Source organism: Cellvibrio sp. (genome assembly GCF_039207905.1).
In the GTDB taxonomy this organism is placed as follows: domain Bacteria; phylum Pseudomonadota; class Gammaproteobacteria; order Pseudomonadales; family Cellvibrionaceae; genus Cellvibrio.
This window is the reverse complement of sequence record NZ_JBCECX010000054.1, coordinates 1-20,891: the sequence shown is the minus strand read 5'-3', so window position 1 is coordinate 20,891 and position 20,891 is coordinate 1. Positions and strand designations below refer to the sequence as shown.

The 20,891-nt window shown below is 44.4% G+C and carries 12 protein-coding genes; 5 read left to right on the top strand and 7 right to left on the bottom strand.

Going from position 1 to position 20,891, the window contains the following annotated elements:
- The 3 genes from AAGC78_RS20590 to AAGC78_RS20580 all read right to left on the bottom strand — a co-directional run.
- The coding region (locus tag AAGC78_RS20590; protein ID WP_435785990.1) for a PadR family transcriptional regulator at positions 1-221 on the bottom strand (221 nt) is incomplete at its 3' end.
- A 197-nt stretch (positions 222-418) separates the two neighbouring features.
- On the bottom strand, positions 419-2,554 hold the full coding sequence (locus tag AAGC78_RS20585) for a TonB-dependent receptor (RefSeq protein WP_435785989.1): 2,136 nt from the start codon (positions 2,552-2,554) through the stop codon (positions 419-421).
- Positions 2,555-2,611: 57 nt separating this feature from the next.
- On the bottom strand, positions 2,612-3,349 hold the full coding sequence (locus AAGC78_RS20580) for a response regulator (RefSeq protein ID WP_435785988.1): 738 nt from the start codon (positions 3,347-3,349) through the stop codon (positions 2,612-2,614).
- A 338-nt stretch (positions 3,350-3,687) separates the two neighbouring features.
- On the opposite strand from AAGC78_RS20580, the gene AAGC78_RS20575 reads away from it, so the two are divergent.
- The 3 genes from AAGC78_RS20575 (at position 3,688) to AAGC78_RS20565 (ending at position 7,568) form a co-directional block, all read left to right on the top strand.
- Positions 3,688-4,341, top strand: coding sequence for a GNAT family N-acetyltransferase (locus tag AAGC78_RS20575; protein WP_435785987.1), 654 nt, complete (start codon positions 3,688-3,690; stop codon positions 4,339-4,341).
- Positions 4,310-6,400, top strand: coding sequence for an ATP-binding protein (locus tag AAGC78_RS20570; protein WP_435785986.1), 2,091 nt, complete (start codon positions 4,310-4,312; stop codon positions 6,398-6,400). Before AAGC78_RS20575 ends, AAGC78_RS20570 begins: the two co-directional genes overlap by 32 nt.
- Positions 6,401-6,593: 193 nt before the next feature.
- Positions 6,594-7,568, top strand: coding sequence for a response regulator (locus AAGC78_RS20565; protein WP_435785985.1), 975 nt, complete (start codon positions 6,594-6,596; stop codon positions 7,566-7,568).
- Between the two features lie 38 nt (positions 7,569-7,606).
- Here the strand turns inward: AAGC78_RS20565 and AAGC78_RS20560 are convergent, their stop codons facing one another.
- Positions 7,607-8,050 carry a helix-turn-helix domain-containing protein gene (locus AAGC78_RS20560; RefSeq protein ID WP_435785984.1) on the bottom strand — a complete coding sequence of 148 codons (444 nt, stop codon included), beginning with the start codon at positions 8,048-8,050 and terminating at the stop codon, positions 7,607-7,609.
- Between the two features lie 677 nt (positions 8,051-8,727).
- Entirely contained in the window at positions 8,728-11,301 is a 2,574-nt protein-coding gene (locus tag AAGC78_RS20555) for an alpha-amylase family glycosyl hydrolase (RefSeq protein WP_435785983.1), read from the bottom strand.
- Positions 11,302-11,714: 413 nt separating this feature from the next.
- On the opposite strand from AAGC78_RS20555, the gene AAGC78_RS20550 reads away from it, so the two are divergent.
- On the top strand, positions 11,715-12,476 hold the full coding sequence (locus AAGC78_RS20550; protein WP_435785982.1) for a transglutaminase-like cysteine peptidase: 762 nt from the start codon (positions 11,715-11,717) through the stop codon (positions 12,474-12,476).
- A gap of 67 nt (positions 12,477-12,543) precedes the next feature.
- Entirely contained in the window at positions 12,544-14,457 is a 1,914-nt protein-coding gene (locus tag AAGC78_RS20545) for a bifunctional diguanylate cyclase/phosphodiesterase (protein WP_435785981.1), read from the top strand.
- A gap of 70 nt (positions 14,458-14,527) precedes the next feature.
- Here the strand turns inward: AAGC78_RS20545 and AAGC78_RS20540 are convergent, their stop codons facing one another.
- Both AAGC78_RS20540 and AAGC78_RS20535 read right to left on the bottom strand, forming a co-directional pair.
- Positions 14,528-14,857, bottom strand: a complete 330-nt coding sequence (locus AAGC78_RS20540) for a hypothetical protein (protein ID WP_435785980.1) — start codon at positions 14,855-14,857, stop codon at positions 14,528-14,530.
- Positions 14,858-14,931: 74 nt separating this feature from the next.
- On the bottom strand, positions 14,932-20,889 hold the full coding sequence (locus AAGC78_RS20535) for an Ig-like domain-containing protein (protein ID WP_435785979.1): 5,958 nt from the start codon (positions 20,887-20,889) through the stop codon (positions 14,932-14,934).
- Positions 20,890-20,891 lie beyond the last annotated feature (2 nt).

Below are 20,891 nucleotides of genomic sequence, written 5' to 3'. Positions count from 1 at the left end.
CGCCCTTCCCCTTGCTGCCATTCACTGGTTAACAACCCTTGGTCGGCCAAGCGGCGCACCAAGGGATAAAGTGTCCCTTCGTCTATATCCAAACCTGCGTCCTGCAGTTGCTTGCGCAGGGAATACCCGTAATGCGGTGTCCGCAGTGATCCCAACACCGCCAACACCAAAATCCCCCGCCGCAACTCCTGCTTGAGCTTCTCTAACTGTTCTTCTGCCATACTGTGCTCCACATACTATGCAATACACAGTATATACTATGCGCCGCACAGTAAGTGATTGCAAGCATTTCTTTGGATATTTTTTAGGCAGACGAATTACCGCCATGAGGCAGATAGAGAAAAGCCCGGATTAGCAAGCTAATCCGGGCTTTAAAGATGAAGGGAATTGGCAGTATTTTAAAAACGATAATCCAGGATCACTCGAAACGGTACTTCACTTCCAGACCGTAAGTACGCGGTGGATTATACAAACCGCGTGCTACCCCCAAGAACGAAACCGAACTCTGCCGCAAATTAGTTTCATCAGTAAGATTTTTAACCCACAGTGAAATATCCCACTGGGCATCCAGATTTACACCAAAACGTGCATTGGCAACGTAGTGAGATGAAATGGCGTTGCGCGGCAAATTATTCGGATTGGAAAAGTAGTCGCCGGTGTAGCCATAGTCGATGTGACCGTAAAACTCCCACTGACTAAATATCGGCCTGCTGTAATCCAGCGCGATGAAGTAGGCTTTTTTCGGTGCGTAGGGTAAATAATTATCGTCATAATCGACCCCCAACCCACCGCCATCTTTGAAATCATCAAAGCGAGCCTGGGTGTAAGCAGCATTAAAAGTCATGCTCAGGTTTTCGGTCAGCAACGCCTTAGTGTCTACTTCAATCCCCTGACTAGTTACCTTACCGGCATTAGTAAGCGATAAGACTGTGCCTGATTCTTGAGTGGGTACGAATTGAAATACCTGAAAGTCATCATATTTGGTTACGAAACCCGCGAGATTGAATGTAAGTCGCTTATCAAAAAATGACGACTTTGCGCCCAACTCATAATTCATCGCATATTCGGGATCAAACTGAAAATGCTCCAACGTGGTAATAAAGTCTGCATTCCAACCGCCGCTTTTGTATCCGCGCGCAACACTGGTGTAGAGCAAAACATCCGGCGCGAGTTGAAAATTAATACCAACTTTAGGTAGCGGTTCGTTGTAGCTTTTTTTATCGCGCAGGTGATCGACATCAATAAACGAACCAGTGGTGTCGACGCTGGAATAATCAATATTCCTCACCTCATGCACAAAACGAATCCCACCAGTCAGGCTCCATTGGGAAGCAAAATAATAATTTCCATGTAAGTACAATGAAGCCGATTGCGCTTCTGCTGATGCGGGTGTTTGCACAGACGAGTTAGGCGCGGGACGAAACATAGAACCAGTTACAGCACTTCTTTGGGTAGAAATATCCTGATCCAACAAATAAAGGCCAATAACATAATCGCTATTCTCACCTTTAGGTGATGCCAGCCTGAACTCCTGACTCAACTGATCATTTTTTTCATCAAACAAACTGATTGCCACATCCAGCGGAGAATAATCCTCTTCACTCAGTTCATCATGCTCACTTGCACGAATACCGGTAATAGATGTCCATTGAAAACCATCTGCGGTTTCATAGGTTGCCTCGATCGTTGTGCCTTTGAGTTCGCGCCGCTCGTATTCATCAGCATTGTGGGCAACCTCATAAGGCACTCCATTAGAAAGAGCTTCCGCATTGGTAGCTTTGGCATCATCCTTTAGATAATCAAACCCGATATCCAACACTAGATTTTCAATACCGACATAACGGAATTTCAGCTTGGCTACATCCCTGTCAGCACCTTTTAAATCGCGATTAAGCGTAACGTTATCGATGTAGCCATCCTGGCGAGTAGACCCCACCAATAAACTGGCAAATAAATCAGGAGTGATCGGCACATTGATTTTGCCGGAGAGTGAATTCAACTCGTAATTACCGACATTGGAACGCAACTCTGCGCTGAGCGTATCATCAGGTTTTTGGGTAATAATATTGATCGCACCCGCAATCGCATTAGTACCAGAAAGCGTACCCTGTGGCCCACGCAACACCTCGACATGGGCAACATCCAACAAACTTTGATCAAAGCTGGAAGAGCGCCCAGTCAATACCCCATCCATATACACAGCTACGCGCGCGTTTGTTCCAATATTACGCGAGTAGTCCCCCACCCCCCTGATGGCAATTTCACCGCGGGAACTTCTGTCACCCGCACCAAAATTGATATTGGGAATAGCCGTTTCCATTTCAGTCAATGAGCTTGCGCCGACTTGGTCGATAAACTTTTTATCGTAAGCGCCAATGGCAATTGGAATTGATTGGATACTTTCTTCACGCATTTGCGCAGTGACGACAACCTCTTCAATCACGAGGGCTTTAGTGTTTTGCGCCCATAGTGATGCGCTATGGAATGAGCCCAACAAGAGACCAGCAAAACAAAAAATCCCGGGAGGAAAGTTTCTTTTAATTATTATTCCCATGAACAATCGACTCTACTTAAAATGATTATTATTAGATTAAGGTTAAACAGACTACGGTTACACATGCCGCTCGTGAGACCTCAATAAATTTTGCAAACTCTGCAAGCTTAGCGGTTTCTCCAAAAAATCTGTAAACCCGCGTGCAAGCAAACCGGATCGATTTGCACCTATCGGCAAACTTGTCAGGCCAAAAATAATCGTTTCACTACTAACTCGAGTTCGCAACTCTACCGTCGCTTGCTCTCCGTTCATTTTCGGCATATGCAAATCCATCAGGATTAAATCATAGTGCTTTTGTTCGCACATACTGAGCGCTTCCAACCCATTCTTCGCAAAGTCTACGGAGTAATGCGGAGCTAACAGACTTTCTCCTATATCGCGATGAATCACCTCATCATCGACCAACAGAATAGTTTTGATCACCGATACTCTGGTTGATGCATTTATCTGAACGCCAGAGCGAGCATCAGGCGCCGCCAGATCATCTACCGAAGTGCTGATGAAACTATTGGTTTGGTGCCGCATAGAGGTCGACAATAAATTAATTTTCTTTTGCACAATCGCCAGATTTGAAACCATTATTTCAGGCGAGTGTATCAATGCATCGATGAACTTCTCGCCTTCCGGTAGCAAGTGACGTAACTCTGGGGAATCCACCATTGCCTTAATTAGATCAGGTAAATATTTAGCCAAAAGTTCGGCCTTCATTTTGGCAATCACTAATGGCGTTGCTATGTCATGAAAAAGCGTTGCCGTGCTATCTACATCATTTTGCTCATTTGGCCTATCTGTCATTACCTATCAACTCCGCTTACTCAACCCACTTCTTTAGAGAAGAAGGTTGTTAATAATGTGAATCTTGCAATCGTTTTTGTAATTAAGGCGCGCATCCACTTCAAGCTCAATAAGTAAATCATAGATAGCCGAGCTAGTCGCATCATTCAACCACTTACGAATGAACTTTTAAAGTGTTGTTTTAGATCGCATATTTTTTGAGCATAATGGACTTTGGCGCCATTTCCAAAGTCTACTCAGGTGCCATGGAATTAATTGGCGCCTAAAGCATCTTGGCGCATTTTTTTCATCTTTAACTCCGCAAACACCATTAAAAAACTTAACTACTGAGGTTTCATATGTTCACCACCGCCCTTAAAACCCAAGAAAACCGTCAAAGCGAATATTTCACTGCCGTAGCTAAAGGTCCTATGCTAGACAGGGTGTATTCTATGCGTTACAAAAGCTATAGTGCGGAACAATACATTGAAGAAAATTCATCATTACAATTCATTGACGAATACGATGACAAACCTAACAGCACCTGTTTTCTTGCGTATCATCGGAATAATGCTATAGGGTCAATGCGGATTTGTGAATTCAATCCAAGCGAAGGCCATGCAGTGCCCGTTATGGAAATTTTTGATGAAGAAATTAGAACTCATATCGGCTATGAAAATACTTTTATTGAAGTGAACAAATTTGTAATCGCGCCATTTTTTCAACGTAAGGGTGGAGTTGAGGCGCGCATGTTACTGATAGGAACAATGGTAGAGGAAGCAATAAATAGAGGCGCCTCAAGTATTCTTCTGGCAGTTCGACCGGCTCATGTTCGATTTTATAAAATGTTAGGCTGCAAGCAAATTTCTGAATCGAAGTCTTATCCACACCTGTCGTTTAAAACAGTACTTATGGCCTGTACTGACGTCGAGTGGTCGAGAAACTTCATTAGAAGCAAAGTTAATGTGGTAGAGACACACGATGATCCAGTACCTAATTACGGCAATTATTGATATAGCTGTCGGGATTCTCGCCTTCTCCAAGAAGGAGAATCCCGCTGCTAAAGCGCTTGCATTTACAGTTTTCAGTTTAGGCATCTGGTCTTTAGAACTATATTTACTCACTGTTGTTAAAAACATAGATGCCCTAAATATTTGGTTTCATATAACACGCTGGGGTATGTTTTTTATTCCTGCGACCTTTGCATTTTTAACCTGGCGCCTTGTAGGTAGCCGCTCACAGCGATTCAAAAAATTTGTAGTTATTCCTAGCCTTTTCGTGAGCGTCGGCCTATCCATCGCCAATGCATTTATCTTCCCATCAACCTTGAAAGAGGTTGATGGAGGATACCTTCCTGCAATTGACTCTTTTTATTATGTTTTCTTGGTTAACTTTGTATGGTCTTTTGGCGGTGCCATAGGCCTTGTCCTAACATCCTATAAAACATCACCATATCGTGAAAAGCAGAGATTAAAGTGGTTATTTATAACGCTCTGTGCAAGTTTTATTGGTGGAGGTTTGGGCCTTTATTCGATGCCCAGTGAATTCTACTTATCGCGTTTTGTTGGTTCCATCACCAATATCGTATTTGTAGCTTTACTATTTTACTCAACCATCCAACACAACTTGATGGACTTTAGGTTTGCACTAAGCGTCGGCCTATCGAAAGCCATCCTATTAGGATTTTTTGTCTGGCTATATTTTGTGGTGACGTCAGTCGTGGGTGAGCACACAGACTCAAATGGTAGTATCTTTGTATTATTACTTTTTGTTGCAATCATTTTGGAAAGCTATCCAAGACTACTAAAATGGATTCTACCCAATGCAAAGAAAATACTCGTCAAAAATGGATACGATTTCGATCAAGTAAAAATAGAAACGGAAAACGAACTGAGAAACTCGATTAATTTTTCGACGATGATAGAGGTATTAGATCACCTTCTATTAAAAACACTTAAATTGAATAACTACAAAGTATTAATGGTACAGCATGAAAACGACCATTCAAGTGAAGAGAATAATTACGATCAAAACGGTTTAACATTGAAGCGGATTGCTGAAAAAAATCAGCTCGTAGAATACTGTGCCCAACAGACACAATTGATCATGGCAGATGAAATGCCAAGCGAACTGCAGCATGAGATGGAAAAATGTAACGCTATTTTATGCTTTCCTGTCTTTTACGAAAATAAAGTGTTGGGAATAGTGTTAGTAGGAAGCCCTACCAATGTTTCTTACTATCGTTATGACGACCTAAAAATATTTGAATGGTTAAAATCCGAGCTGGGACAAGTATTAAATCGTTTGATCCGCCTTAACAATATGCATGACCAGCTGGGAGAGGCAAAAAAGACACTCTCAATGCTTAGCTTGATGAGCCATTACCATCACGATATTAAAGCTCCTTTCGCTATCATCGATGGAGTTCTATCCAATGACATTTATGACCGCGAAAAGCAGAGAGACATAGTTTTGTCACAAGTAGAACGTGGCTCCAAGCTGATCGCAACAATGGCCGGCATATTAGGAGGAAATCACAAGCGCCGCATTCAGTCTTGCGCACTGGAAACCTTGGTTCAGGATTGCCTCTACTTATTTGAAGCGTCGTTTGACAAGATTGAGTACGAGCTAGGTGGAATTCCTAAGATTAAAGGGGACGCAGAGGATTTAAAAATCCTGCTAATTAACCTAATTAAAAACGCTGCTGAGGCACGCCAGCAGGGCGAAGACCTCACCGTTAAAGTAAGATCCTGGCTTGAAGATGGTAATGTCTACTTTTCCATTGCCGATAACGGTGTGGGCATGACAGAAAAGCAATTAACCAATTTATGGGAACCAGGCTTTAGCGTAAAAAATTTTGGTAATGGAATTGGAATGCAAGCAATCAAACGTATTGTCGATGAACATAATGCACGAATTGATGTTCGAAGCGAACCATATAAAGGGTCAAATTTTACTCTTTGTTTCTTCGCAACTCAAATTATCCAGGAAGATGAAAACACAGACGCAACGAAGGACGAGCTCGCAGAAAGACGTGCTGCCTATACCGCGGAAAAGAGAAGCTCTCTGTAGCTTTATGCGCCCTTCTGCGTGCGCCAACTCAATAAATAAGAGAAATATTGTACTTGACAAAGAAAACTGACGCGTCAGTACTAAGCGCTCACGAACCATATTTTAACGAGTCTATCCCTGCTAATTGACTTTCAATACCCCGTATTCATTAATATGGGCTATTATAGGTTTACATATTTTCAGGATTCAGGGCGTGAAATCTAAAATTCCTCTTTATTTTTATCCGACGCAAATTGTGTTTGTCGATGACAACCATGAGTTTCTGGAAGCGCTATCCATGGCGTTCACCAACCAATTCAATGTAAAGTCATTCGATAATACCGAACTTGCATTACAATATATAAATGAGTCCCAGCGCGAGACAAGCCTCGTAGCAAACGATGAAAAGCCAAAACCTCAAGGTGATTCAGATGCATGGGTTAAGAGAGTTCTCACACATCAAAATGTAAAGCGGTTTGATGAAATGAGAATAAAAGAGATATCCGTGCTTGTAGTTGATTACTCTATGCCCAGCATGAATGGCATTGAGTTTTGTGAAAAAATTAAAAACTCATCAATGAAGAAAATTTTACTCACCGGCCATGCGACTCCAGCGGACGCAGTGCGCGCATTCAATAGCAATACTATTCATTATTATCTCAAGAAAAATGATGAAAATATGCTTCAGGATTTAGAGGTAGCAATTCACCAACTGCAACACGCATATTTTAATGAGCAATCAAGCAGCCTCAAAACAGAGGCTATAGATAGCGGGACTCCGTTTTTCGCCGACCCACAGCTCGCACGTTACTTTCAAGAAACCTGCGAATCTTTAGATGTGGTCGAATACTATTATTTAAGCAACCCATCTCGCTTTGCATTGCGCACTCGCAATAAAAATAACTTCTCCTGTGTCATATACACAGAAGAGGATATTGGAGAACATTTGCAAATTTTATCGGAAGAAGGCGCACCACCGGAGCTTTGCTCAGCCTTGGAGTCGCGCAAGTTTGTACCTTTATTTCAAACTGCAGATGGTTTTTACGAGCCAGGAGTTTCGGATGCAATATCCTATATTCATCCGGCAACGCATATTCAGGGCGTTGTAAATTATTATTGTGCGATTGTGCCTGAAATCGCCGAAACAACAGATACCTCTATCAAAATCCCTATAGGCATCTTGCACTGAGCAGAACTCCCTCTCCCTCTTGTGCCTACTATTGGAGATTAAACGTAGTCTCTAAACAATTTGCGGAATGTGCTTGGTGAAAGGCCAGTCCAACGTTTAAATGCGTTGGTAAAACTGGTTCTATCAGAGAAATCCAATGCGCGAGACACAAGATCTACACTCATATTTTCATTAATCAAATATTTGATTGCATAATGAAAACGCAGGTCATCGCGTAACTGAGCAAAGTTTGTGTTTTGGCTTTGCAAACGGCGTTGCAGCGTGCGTTTTGTTAAATTTAAATCAGATGCAATTTGCTCAATTGATAGATCGGTGTGACCTACACGTAGATGCAATGCATTAACGACACGGGCAGAAACCCCATCACAATGAGGGATACTAGCCAAAGAAAGATACTCTTCATAAGAGCGAACATAGGGCTGACCTGGCTCACCATCATTCAGGTTATTACCAGCATTGTAGTTGCGTTGTAGCTGAATCATTTAAGCCGCTCCTTACGCCATTAGGCACATGTTGAAATTGATAGAAATCCTTGCAGTGTGCACTAAAATCATTTCAGGCCGTACGCACTGCTCTTTATGCGATCATAACATAATCATTTTGACGCAGTCTGTATACACTTATTAACATGAATTAAATGCATGTGAGATGAGTATCCCAACAAATGACGAAAACCTTATTACTTACTCCTCTTGCAGACAAACCATCGTCGAGTAGCAACAGAATTCCCTATTGATCCCCTGACTAATAAGCTGCCCACATCAGCAAAGAAATAACGACATTTATCTCTAGTGCAATAATAAGGCCGAAATTGTCATCAAAAACCATGGACAATTTACACGCTAGAACATTGCCTAATGAATCACGTTCTTTGAATGAAATTCAGTTTTATATTATTTTTTGTATGTTTTTTTAGGATTTTTATTTTTTCAAAGAATGATAATTTAAACGACAGATAATTGTTGGAATAGTTTAGGCGACATCCTTTTGTTAAATTGACCAAAACAAATGTAAAAAATACTTTGGTAGTATCACTTTTACCACGAAATCATTTTTACCTAAATGATCTATAAAATGATGAATGCCCTACATGAAAAAGGGATATCCGATGGATATCCCTTTAATTTACCTACCAGTCTTGGAAACCGGGCGAATTCACTCAATGCAGTACAACCACCTCATTCTGCGACAAATTAAATACACCGCTGCCACTAGTAATATTGACTACGTCAGTTCCAACGAGACTGCTGTAGGCTCCATTTACGAGACACAAATTGGGAACCGTGATACTTGTTGCCGAACCACGGTTCACTGCTACAACCGCGCAATCACTCCCTTCTTGACGCTGGAATACTAAAACGTCTGGAGTGCTCCAACGTTCTGCGTAGCTACCACGCTGTATTGCCGCACTACTCTTGCGCAGATTTGCCAAGGAACTAATTAAAGTGAAGGCAGCCGTATTTTGGCTAAACGCCGGCATTTGTTCACGATTGTATGGATCATGCCCAACCTGACCATCACCATTCGCAGTGAACCAGGTAGAGTTTTGCTCAGTGCCATAATAAATCGTAGGTACACCCGGGAGAGTCATCACCAACGCCATGCCGAGATTTTGGCGAGCATCCGCAAAACTTTTCGTCATACCTTTACCTGCGCCACGATTAGTTGTTCCTGTGGTTTGCAGATAGACACTGGTACGCGTTGCATCGTGATTGTCGAGAAAGATTGCTTGTAAATCTTCAAAGCCATTCATAGCACCCGCGCGCGCGCCGATATGACTACTGAGACTAGTCATAGTGATATTACCGGCGATTGCATTTTCGATTGCATCGCGCAATTTAAAATCCAGCAACTCAGATCCACGACGCTCATTAAGGAATGTCATCGAAACAGAATCACCCGCACCTGCGTTGTACCACTCACCAAAAATATAAGTGTCCGCTTTTTTCGCACGCACTGCTGCGCTGAAACGATTAATGAATGAAGGCTCAATATGTTTGATCGCATCAATACGGAAAGCATCTACACCGTGATCCATCCACTTAAGCGCTGCATCAATTAAATATTGATCTGCAAGCGAATTACTATTAGTGCCGTGATTAAAATCCGTCAGATTAAATAAACTCTTGTTACGGAATGACCATGGATCATCCCACTCGCCATTACAGGTAGTAGCCGGATTGGTATCATTACAATCAGAGATGGCACCATTGGCGTGATACCAGGTTCCTTTACCACCGGCGAAATCGGTAATGAAAGCACCCTCTTTGTAAAGAGCACCAAATTCATATTGGTCATCTTGATTGGAATGATTAAGTGCAATATCCAACACCAACTTCATACCGCGAGCTTCCATTTGCGCATCGAGTTCATCAACCAAAGCCCAATCGCCCAGATGCTCATCTACCGAATAGAAATCGCGCGCCCAATAACCGTGATAACCGCCTTCGTTGCCAGTATTAATATTATCAACTAATGGAGTAACCCAAATTGCCGTTACGCCAAGAGATTGCAAGTAATCAAGTTTTGAAATCAAACCGGCGATATCACCACCCCAATATTTCTTCCACTCACTTTGCGCACCAGCAGATTTCGTTGTTGAAGTTGCCGCTGCGTTTAAGCCATTGTCATTAGCAGTGCTGCCATTGGCAAAACGATCAACGAATAGGAAATACATCGTGCGGGCACGGAAGTCGTCAGCTACAGGTACACTGCTGCTTGAACCACTTGATGATGAACCTACCGAACTTGAGGTTGCCAAGCCACAATTTGCACTTAAATTAGTGGTTACACTCACTAATGCACGAGTATTGGTATTAATGATAATCTTGGTCCAACCATTGGCCGCTTGGTCAGCAGCCGGAAATGCATCACTACCCCAAGCTCCATTAGGATCCACTTTAAAACGTGGTCCACCATTGGCATCGCCAGCACTAAAATTGCGGCAAATTTCTAGTTGGTTAGTACCAGCAGCTGTAGTAAATAAATCACCCTCAGCCCAACCATTGTGCGTCCCACGCAAATGAAAAAGAGTTGACGCAACACTTGATGAACTGATCGCCACTGATGACGAAGATGCCGGGACACTTGATGGATTTGAACTTGAAGGAGCTGTACTGGAAGCAGCAGCACTTGATGTGCTCACACCGCAATTAGCAGAAAGATTCTGCTGTGTGCTAATCGCTTTACTGGTGCCATTAAAAGAAATTTTAACCCAGCCAGCTGTCACTGTGTAATCCGCGGCCGGAACTGCATCACTGCCCCAACCGCCGTTAGGATCAATTTTAAAACGCGGACCGCCTGTTGCATCACCACCAACAAATTGCTGACAACTTTCATACACATCTGTGGTGCCAACACGAGTCAATAATGTTCCTTCCGCCCACGCGTTAAAAGTACCGCGCAAATGATAATTTGCTGCAGCGCTCACCGAAGAAATATTCCAATTTTTGGTATCAGTATAAAATTTAATATTCCAGGTTCCTGCTGCGACGGGAATATTACTGCCTTTAAGTCCACCAACGCCGTAACTTTCTGCCCAATTTCCATATCGATCAAACTTGATGCTTCCTGCTGATGAAAAAACAACGTTGGTTAATTCCATCGTGTTGGTTCCTGCCGCATTCATTTGGGTTGCCGCCCAACTGTTGTGCGTGCCACGCAGAAACCAATCTGCTTGTGCGCTTGCTGAACTGATCAGCAAAAATGAGAGGAGGATGAGTTTGTGTTTCATAGCGGTCTTTCCTTTATTTATTTTATTGGAAAGGATATTTGATGAGATAAAACGTGAACAAGCAAAGTGCTGCATACGTATTCAGATTCGCAACAGTATCTGAATACGTATGCAGCAATGACTACAAAATCGTAAATAGACGTTTAAGTGCCGAATTATTTTTGCTTAGGTTTTGCGCAAACGATTACATGATCAGAAGCCATATTGCGTTACTACCAACGAAGCCAAACGGCTTATTCATCATAGGGATAATGAGCGATGAACTACCGGATGGTGTTTTTATTGATCGAAAAGTGTCTAACTGATTGAATTTAAACAGTCTTCTTATAAATTTAGGGGCGCATTTTTCAAAACCCTGACTATACTCAGAAGGAATATAGATATTCCCATTAACCAGTCTGCTTTTGGTATCCATGCCCAACTCACCCCAGCAACCATCCCTTCGCAAAGCCACCTTTATGGTATGGCTTAAGCGTTTATATATCGGGATAAAAAGCAGGTATGGCCTGACATTCGGTCATGGTTACAGCCGCGCCGGTGTTGGCTTTGGGTTGGGGCTCGCACTCTCATTAATTGCCTGTGCCAATGTGGATTCCCATAAGATGCAACAGGTCATGCAGTCTCGTTATGGAAGTGATGGTGTGGCATTGCTGGCAGCCTGGAATCGAATGCTCGATACAGCCAATACCGAAAATAACGATGAAAAACTACGTCAGGTCAATCGATTCTTTAATCAAAATATTCATTACACCACTGATATGCTCGTGTGGAAAAAGAGCGATTATTGGGCCACTCCGCTGGAGACTATGGGTGTGCGTGCAGGTGATTGCGAAGACTACACCATCGCAAAATATTTGAGCTTACTGCAACTTGGCTTCTCCAATGAACAGTTGCGGTTGATTTACGTTAAAGCCCAAATCGGTGGTTCACAAAGCAAAATATTTCAGGCACACATGGTGTTGGGCTACTACTCCGAACCCAATGCGATACCGCTAATTTTGGATAGCTTGGTTGACACCATTGTGCCAGCCACTATGCGCACCGATCTGCGTCCGATATTCAGTTTTAACAGCGAGGGATTATGGGTTGGCAATCAAGCTACGCCTGCTGATCCAACCGCACGGCTATCGCGCTGGCGTGATCTGCTCGCTCGTGCAAAGGAGGAAGGGTTCTGATCATGAAAACTTTTTCTTTCTGCTCGCATCCAACACTAAAAGAAACAAAAGCTAAAAGGCAACAACCATGTCATTAATCAAACAATTGTGGATTGGCATAATCCTACTGCTACTGCTGGTACTTGCTGGCAATGTGGTGATCAGCACGATTACCGCTAAAAATTATCTGCAGGAACAGCTGAGCCTTAAAAATATTGATAATGCAAATTCTCTCGCGCTGTCTATTTCACAAATGCCCGATAAAGATCCTGTCACTCTGGAGCTTTTAATTACGGCGCAATTTGATGCAGGCCATTACGAATACATTATTTTTCAGGATGCCAATAAGCAACCAATAGTTGCACGCAATTTTGAAGATGCTAAAGCCGAGTCCAACCAAGTGCCGCAATGGTTTACCCGATACATGAATATTGATGCAGCACCAGGGGTTGCCCAAATTCAAGATGGCTGGCAACAGGCGGGAACACTGATCGTTAAAAGTCACTCGCGTTTTGCAGTTGAAGCACTGTGGAAAAATACGCGCGATCTGCTTGATTGGTTTATAGTAGCAACCTTGCTCAGCGGTTTGATTGGTAGTTTCATCCTTAAATATATTTCGCGCCCGCTCGACTTGGTGGTAGATCAAGCCGAAGCTATTGGTCAGCGCCGCTTCATTGTTTCCGAAGAGCCCAAAACCAAAGAGTTCCAACGCCTTGTTCGCGCGATGAATACACTCTCGCAAGGTGTTAAACAAATGCTGGATAAAGAGGCGCGCCAGCTGGAATCACTTAGACGCGAATCACAGACGGACACGCTGACTGGACTTGCCAATCGCACTCACTTTTTGAATTTACTCGACACTTACCTCACTCGTGAAGATTCGCAGGAACGCGGCGTAATTGTACTTGCGCGCGTTATGAATTTGAATGAGTTAAATAGCCAGTTGGGACATCAACAAGTTGACCAATTACTGCGAGCAATTGCAGGTGTATTTAGCGATATACAAGATAAATATCCCGACAGTTATGCTGGGCGACTTAACGGCAGCGACTTCACGTTGCTTATCCCGACCGACACCCCCATCGATATTTTGAGCGCTGATATTTCGCAGAAACTCAACTTCCAGCTTATTGCCGGAAGCTTCGATAAAATTGCACTGCCACTCGCACTCTGTAGTTTTAACAGCGATGACAAGCGTAATGAAATATTGCACAAACTGGACGGTGGTGTGGCTCAAGCTGAATTAAAAGGTAACCGTGCAGTAATTGCTATTGAAGATAACCAGTTGGATTACGTACAACATAATTTGACTGAATGGCGTAACGCAATTACATCCAGCCTGTTAACACAAGGGATTACCTTAGCAAAATTTCCTGTGCGCAACGCGACCGGCGATTTGCTCCACGAAGAAACCGCTGTGCGCTTGCATTTGGATGATGAATTAAAACCTGCCGGATATTTTATGCCCTGGGCGGTGCGCTTGGGCTTGATGCCCGACGTTGATATCGCTGTACTCAAATTAGCCTTGACCCAGTTAAGCCGCTCTCCCGGGTCACTTGCTATTAATCTCTCTGCAGCATCGCTGTGCAGTGCACATTTCCGTGAACAAGTCATAGCCCTTTTGTTAGAAAACCCACAAAGTGCAAAATATTTATGGCTGGAATTTCCGGAGATTTGTGTATTGCGCCATCTGGAAGAATTGCGCGCATTTGCAATTCGCTTGCGTGCGCTCGGATGTAAAATTGGCATTGAACATGTGGGACTGGAATTCACTCAATTCAGTCACTTACAAGATATGGGCTTGGGATATTTAAAAATTGACAGCGCCATTATTCGCGATATTCATTCCAATACCAGCAGCCAAACCTTCGTACAAAGCTTGTGCACGCTTGGACATTCACTGGGTATTGAAATGATTGCAGAGGGCGTAATAAGTGAAGCAGAGCAGCAAGCACTTATCAAAATTGGTGTAGATGGACTCACTGGCCCACAAATTACCTAAGCGCAGTTATGAAAAAAACGGCCTTAGTGCCGGTTTTTTCATAGTTTAATTTATTGATCAGTTGTGCTGATTACAGATGCAAATTATCGCCATCATCAAGTAATTCAATCCCCTGACGTTTACCACGCAATTCACGACGATTTAGCAATTTATGCTGTGCCGCGTCAGGCAAATCAGTGAAGCGAATTACGCCCTGCTCCACCAACAAATTCACCACATCTTCCAACACCCGCGCCATGGTTTGGTCAGTTTGCTCAAGCGCCAACTGTTGCGCGGTCTTCGCCTGTTGTAAAAATGCTAATAATTCCGGCGCCTCCTCACCCAGAGTTTCCGTAAAATCTGCACTATCCTCCTTACTTATCGCGATCAATTCCCCAGCGGCATTGCGTTTGATATACATGCTGTCTCCACAGATCACTAAAACACTAGAAAAAATCCCGCAGCAAGTGCGGGATTTTTCGTTAAACAACAATATTAGTCTGTAATTAACTTATTGTTGTTCAATAGTTGGGTAATAATTTGTTGATCAGTAGTTGCGCCACTGTACAAGCTTTGCAAATTCACACCACTCAAAACGATTTGCTGTGTCTCAGCACCGCTAGTGTAGCCAGCGCCAACAGTATGCGCATCACCCGCAAATCCGCCAGTATGGCTAATGTGGATAATCGTGTTACCGCCGGAAACTTCAAAATGTAAATAATCTGCTAGATTTCCTGCACCATTCAATGGACCTGTAGATTCGCCCTGCAATAAATCGCGTAAGTCGAGTACATCTCCACCACTACCGCTACCACTCGCAGCTGCTGTAGAGAAGTTATTAATAGTATCGACAGCCGGAGTGCCCATTGCACCTTGATCACCTAAAGACCATACGAAAACATCGACAAAAGTTTCACCAGCGTCACCACCACTCATGGTGTCATTTCCAGAACCACCGATAATACGATCAGTACCGCTACCGGCATTAATAATATCATTGCCAGCGCCACCATAGAGGACATCGGAGCCTGAACCAGCACTTATGTTGTCATCACCACCGCCGCCATAAACAATGTTATTACCATTAGCAGCATTAATTGTGTTGTTACCATTTCCACCCTGAATGAATTCGCTAGCAGAACTTCCCGTATAACTTCCAGATTCAGTCGTGGTGATATCCACTGTGGTATAACCTGCCTTTAAGGTTAACCCTATTGAAGTTGTCGCCGTGTACCCACCATATATTTCTGTCGAAGTAACTTGCACTGTCATGTTGGTTGCACTGGTGCTGTAGGAACCCGGCAAATTTAACATGAGATTGGGTAAATCAGCCTCGGTAAATTGCCATACACCACCCCCCAAGTTAACACCAGCGTTAAAGCTCAATCCCGTCGGTACGTTGCTAACTTTAATGGATAGTGATTCAGATCCATCGGTATCGACCAACTTGGTAATAATCGGGAATTTAACACTCGTCCCACCAGTACCATGAGCAATTGCCACCAAGGATTTGGCCACAACAACAGAGGGAGCAGTTGCAGAACCAAATGTAGCATTAACAGTCGCTGTACTGGTCGCACCAAACGAATCGCGAATCGTGTACGTAAACGTTGCAATACCTTCAAAGTTATTCGCTGGTGTAAATATAATATTGTTGCCAGAAATGGTTGCAGTTCCATTGACTGCGCCCTGCACACTTACTAACGATAATTTATCGCCCTCAATGTCAGTATCATTTGCCAGCAATGTGCTAATCGGAATTGATAACGCAGTATTTACCTTGCCAAGAGCAGTGTCTGCCACAGCAACAGGCGCATCATTGACTGGTGCAACAGAAAGATTAACTGTTGCAGTAGCAGTACCGCCTTTACCATCACCAATGGTGTAGGTAAAGCTAGCTGGACCGGCATAGTTCGCCGCCGGGGTAAAGATTACATTGCCACCTACCAAGCTAACGCTGCCATTAACCGCACCTTGAACACTGGTAACAGTCAGCGTATCGCCGTCAGCATCAGTATCATTTGCAAGCAAAGATGAAACCGGGATTGATAACGAAGTATCCTCAGCCAAAGCAAACGTAGTGTGCTTATAAGTGGCGTAATCAGACAGTGATTTATAAGTAACGCCAGCATCATTACTTAAATCTATTTTTAAGCGCGCGTTAGAACCCTGATCCCAGTAAAGAATTTCAACATAATGCAAGCCACCGGTCGCAAGCGTAAACGGATTATGAGTTTTAGTATTTAACGTCTGGTTGGCGTTTACTTCAGCAACCACTACACCGTCAATACGAATCTGATATCCATCATCAGCCGTTACTTTGAAGTTATAGTTTCCCGCGCTCAAATCTACATAGCCGCGCATACGCACAATCGCATCTGACGTTGTATCTGGATCTGCACTTAGCGAAGAAACATCGCTACCAAGCCATGATTGGAAATTAGTACCATAACCTAAATTGTTACCAAAATTAGATGCTGCGCCGTAATCGAATGTTTTGGCTGTAAAAGTCGCGTCTGCTGCGCGTCCATTAATGAATGTGTAGATTTGTTCAACGCTTGAAAGATTAGGGCCATCAATATTTTCTTTGTAACCAAAATATTCCGACACCAAACCAAGATTTCCCACACCACCCGATGCAGCGGAATCATTAACTGCAACAGGAGGAGTGTTCGCCTTCTGTACATCCACATTCACTGTTGCCGTAGAGCTTCCTCCATGGCCATCACTGACTGTATAAGTAAATGATGCAGGGCCGTGATATCCCGCTGTGGGTGTGAATACAACATTACCCCCCACGATACTGACCGAACCATTTGCTGCGCCCTGTACCGATGCAATACTTAATGTATCGCCATCGATGTCTGTGTCATTACCCAATAACTGGGCAGGAGTCAGCGTCAGCACAGCATCCTGATTAACAATTGCCGTATCTGCGACCGCAACCGGACCGTCGTTGGTTCCAGTAACTGTGATCACAACATTTTTAGTGGTGCCATCGATACTGGCGACAGTAAATGATTCAGTTTTGGTCTCGCCCTCTTTCAGGGCCTGCACTGCAGATTTGCTGTTGTCGATGTTATAAGTCCAGGCACCAGCAGCAGTAATAGAGAAAGAGCCGTAAGTACCTGGAGCATTGGTTTGCACCACGAAGGCTTGCTCACCCGCATCAGGATCAACAATGGTTAAGGTACCGCTCGCCGTGGTTTGAGCTGGAGTATCTTCTTTCACATCACCAGATAGAGTGCCGCCAATCTGTGCAGGATCATTAACCGGGGTAACTGTGATGCTGGCAGTTGCCGGGGTTGAATCTTCCAATCCAAGATTGTCGCGTGCCGCGTAGTTAAAGCTGGTGTTGCCGCTCCAGTTGGCGTTCGGCATAAAGTAAACCGGACCTGCAACCAAATCGCCTGCACTCACTTGAGTGGTCATCAGTGAATCACTGTAAAGCACACCATCGGCAGGTAGAGATTTGATGACGTAACCGGCAACGGTGCCGTCGCTGTCACTACCCGACAGGGTAATAGTAATCAAAGTATCTTCATCGCCAGTAGCAGTTACTGCGTTTGTCTCAGGTGCAGCATTCGGTGCTGCAGTAACAGTGACGTGGACAGTTGCTGTCGCCGTTCCGCCATGACCATCGCTAATCGAATAACTAAACGACGCCGGACCGGTGTAATTAGCCGCAGGAATAAAATGAAGCTTTCCACCGATGTAGGCTAGCGATCCATTGCTTACTGCACCTGCAGCAAATACGGTTAAAGTATCCCCATCGACATCGGTATCATTTGCTGTTAAATCACTAAGTTTGATTTCCAAAGCGACATTTTGAGTGGTCGTCATGAAATCATCATTCGCCACTGGAGCATCATTCACTGGATCAAACGTGATATCGAGCGTACTGCTATAACCTGTGTTAGTGGTATAGGTAATTTGTGGTACTGGGCCGTTATAGTTCGCATCCGGAGTAAAGGTAAATGAACCGCTTGCCTGTAAGGTCAAGTCACCAATTCCCGGCACATTAACGCTATCACCTGCACTGTATGAGTTTCCATCGATAACGAAACTGACCACTTGCAGTACATCATCTACATCGGAGTCATTTGACAGCACATTTCCGCTTGCCACTGTGTCTTCATTGGCATGGATAACATCCGCTACCAATACACTAGGGTCATTAACTGGATTGACGGTGATATAAACAGTTGCAGTCGCAGTATTGCCATGGCCATCATGAATACTGTACTTGAACGATGCTTGACCACTGAACTCGGCATCAGGTGTAAAGGTCAGCTGCCCACCAACATAAGATAAGCTACCGTTTACTACGGAGCCGGCACTAAATACCGCAATAGTATCGCCATCCGGGTCAGAGTCATTAACCAACCAATCAGAGAGATTGAAGACGATTGGGGTATCTTCATCTGTGGTGTAGTAGTCATCAACTGCAACAGGTTTTTCATTCACTGGCGTGATGTTGATATTCACAGTCACGGTATTACCATCCACCGTACCGTCATTCACTTTATAAGTGAAACTATCAACAGTCGTCTCGCTACCATCATGGGTATAACTGAAGGTGCCGTTTGCGTTAAGGGTGAGAGTTCCATGAGCTGGGCCGGAAACCAAAATAGCCGTTAATGGATCGCCATCTGCATCTGTGTCATTTGCTAATACGCTTGTAGCACCACCATCCAAGCTAGTTGCAACACCACCTTCAAGAAGAGTAATTGTTTCTGCCGCTGCAACTGGTGCATGGTTAACAGGATTGACGGTGACCGTCACAGTCGCGGTATTTGATATAGCGCCGGAAGGATCACGAACGGTGTAGGTGAAGCTGTCAGTACCGGAGAAACCGGCATTGGGTGTGTAGATAGGATTACCGGTAACCGCATCTATGACGACTGAACCGTTTGATCCTTGGGTTACCGAGTTTACAGTCAGTGCATCACCTTCTGCATCGGTATCGTTAGCACGAACTGCAACAACAACTGAGCCGTCTTCATTCACACTGGCAGTATCGTTGTTGGCAACCGGGGCATCATTCACTGGAGTGACATTAATCGTTACAGTGACAATATTGCCATTTGCAGTGCCATCGTGAGCACGGTAGGTGAAGCTATCAGTAGTCGTTTCACTGCCATTGTGGACATAGCTGAAAGTACCATTGGCGTTCAAGGTCAGCGTGCCGTTGGTTGGTCCCGTTACCAAAACAGCAGTCAGCAAATCACCTTCTGCATCACTATCATTTGCCAATACACTGGTTGCACCGCCAACCAAAACAGTAGCAGTCCCACCTTCTGCAACCTGAATGCTATCAGCGACAGAAATCGGAGCATCATTCACCGGTGTCACATTGATAGTGACGGTTACAGTGTTGCCATCGACAGTGCCGTCATTAACCTTGTAGGTAAAGCTATCGGTGGTGGTTTCACTGCCATTGTGGATATAACTGAAGGTGCCGTTTGGATTGAGCGTCAGGGTGCCGTTCGACGGACCTGTAACCAGCACAGCAGTCAGAGGATCACCATCAGCATCGGTATCATTAGTAAGGAGACTGGTCGCACCACCAACCAAGGTAGTAGCAACACCGCCTTCTGCAACAGTAATGGCATCTGCCACTGCAACCGGAGCGTTATTAACTGGACCTACTGCATTAACAGTTACAGTCACAGTGGCGGTATCGATTCCGCCTCTACCATCTTCAATTGTGTAGGTGAAGGTATCAGTACCGGTGAAACCGGCATTAGGGGTATAAATCGGGTTGCCAGTAACCGCATCGATAACGACTGAACCATTAGCCCCTTGAGTAACGCCTGTCACTGTCAGAGTATCGCCATCAGGATCAACATCATTCGCGCGTACCGCAATGGTCACCGCGAGACTTTCGTCGGTGGTTGCAGTGTCATCTGCAGCAGTCGGCGCGTTGTTAACTGCATTCACGCCGATAGTTACTGTGCTGGTAGTTGTGCCGCCATTACCATCACTGATTGTTACTACAAAACTATCGCTGCCGCTGTAACCAGTTGTTGGCGTATAGGTGAAGGTTCCTGTGGCGGCGTTGAGCACCACGGTACCATTGGTTGGAGCACCGGTAACACTGAAAGATAAGGTATCGCCATCCGGGTCACTAGCGCTAATGGAGCCAGGAACTGGCGTGTTTTCATTAGTGGTGAGATTTAGATTGCTTGCGACGGGAGCATCATTCACTGGCGTCACGCCGATAGACACAACGCTGGTGGTAGTCCCACCGTTGCCGTCACTAACAGTCACGGTAAAGCTGTCGCTACCGTTGTAACCAGCCCCTGGGGTATAAACAAAAGAGCCGGTGGCTGGATTTAAGGTAACTGTGCCATGCGCCGGATTGCCACCTACAGAGAATGACAAGGTGTCGCCATCTCTATCCGATGCACTTACCCGTCCACTGACAGGTGTATTTTCCGGTGTGGTCAAAT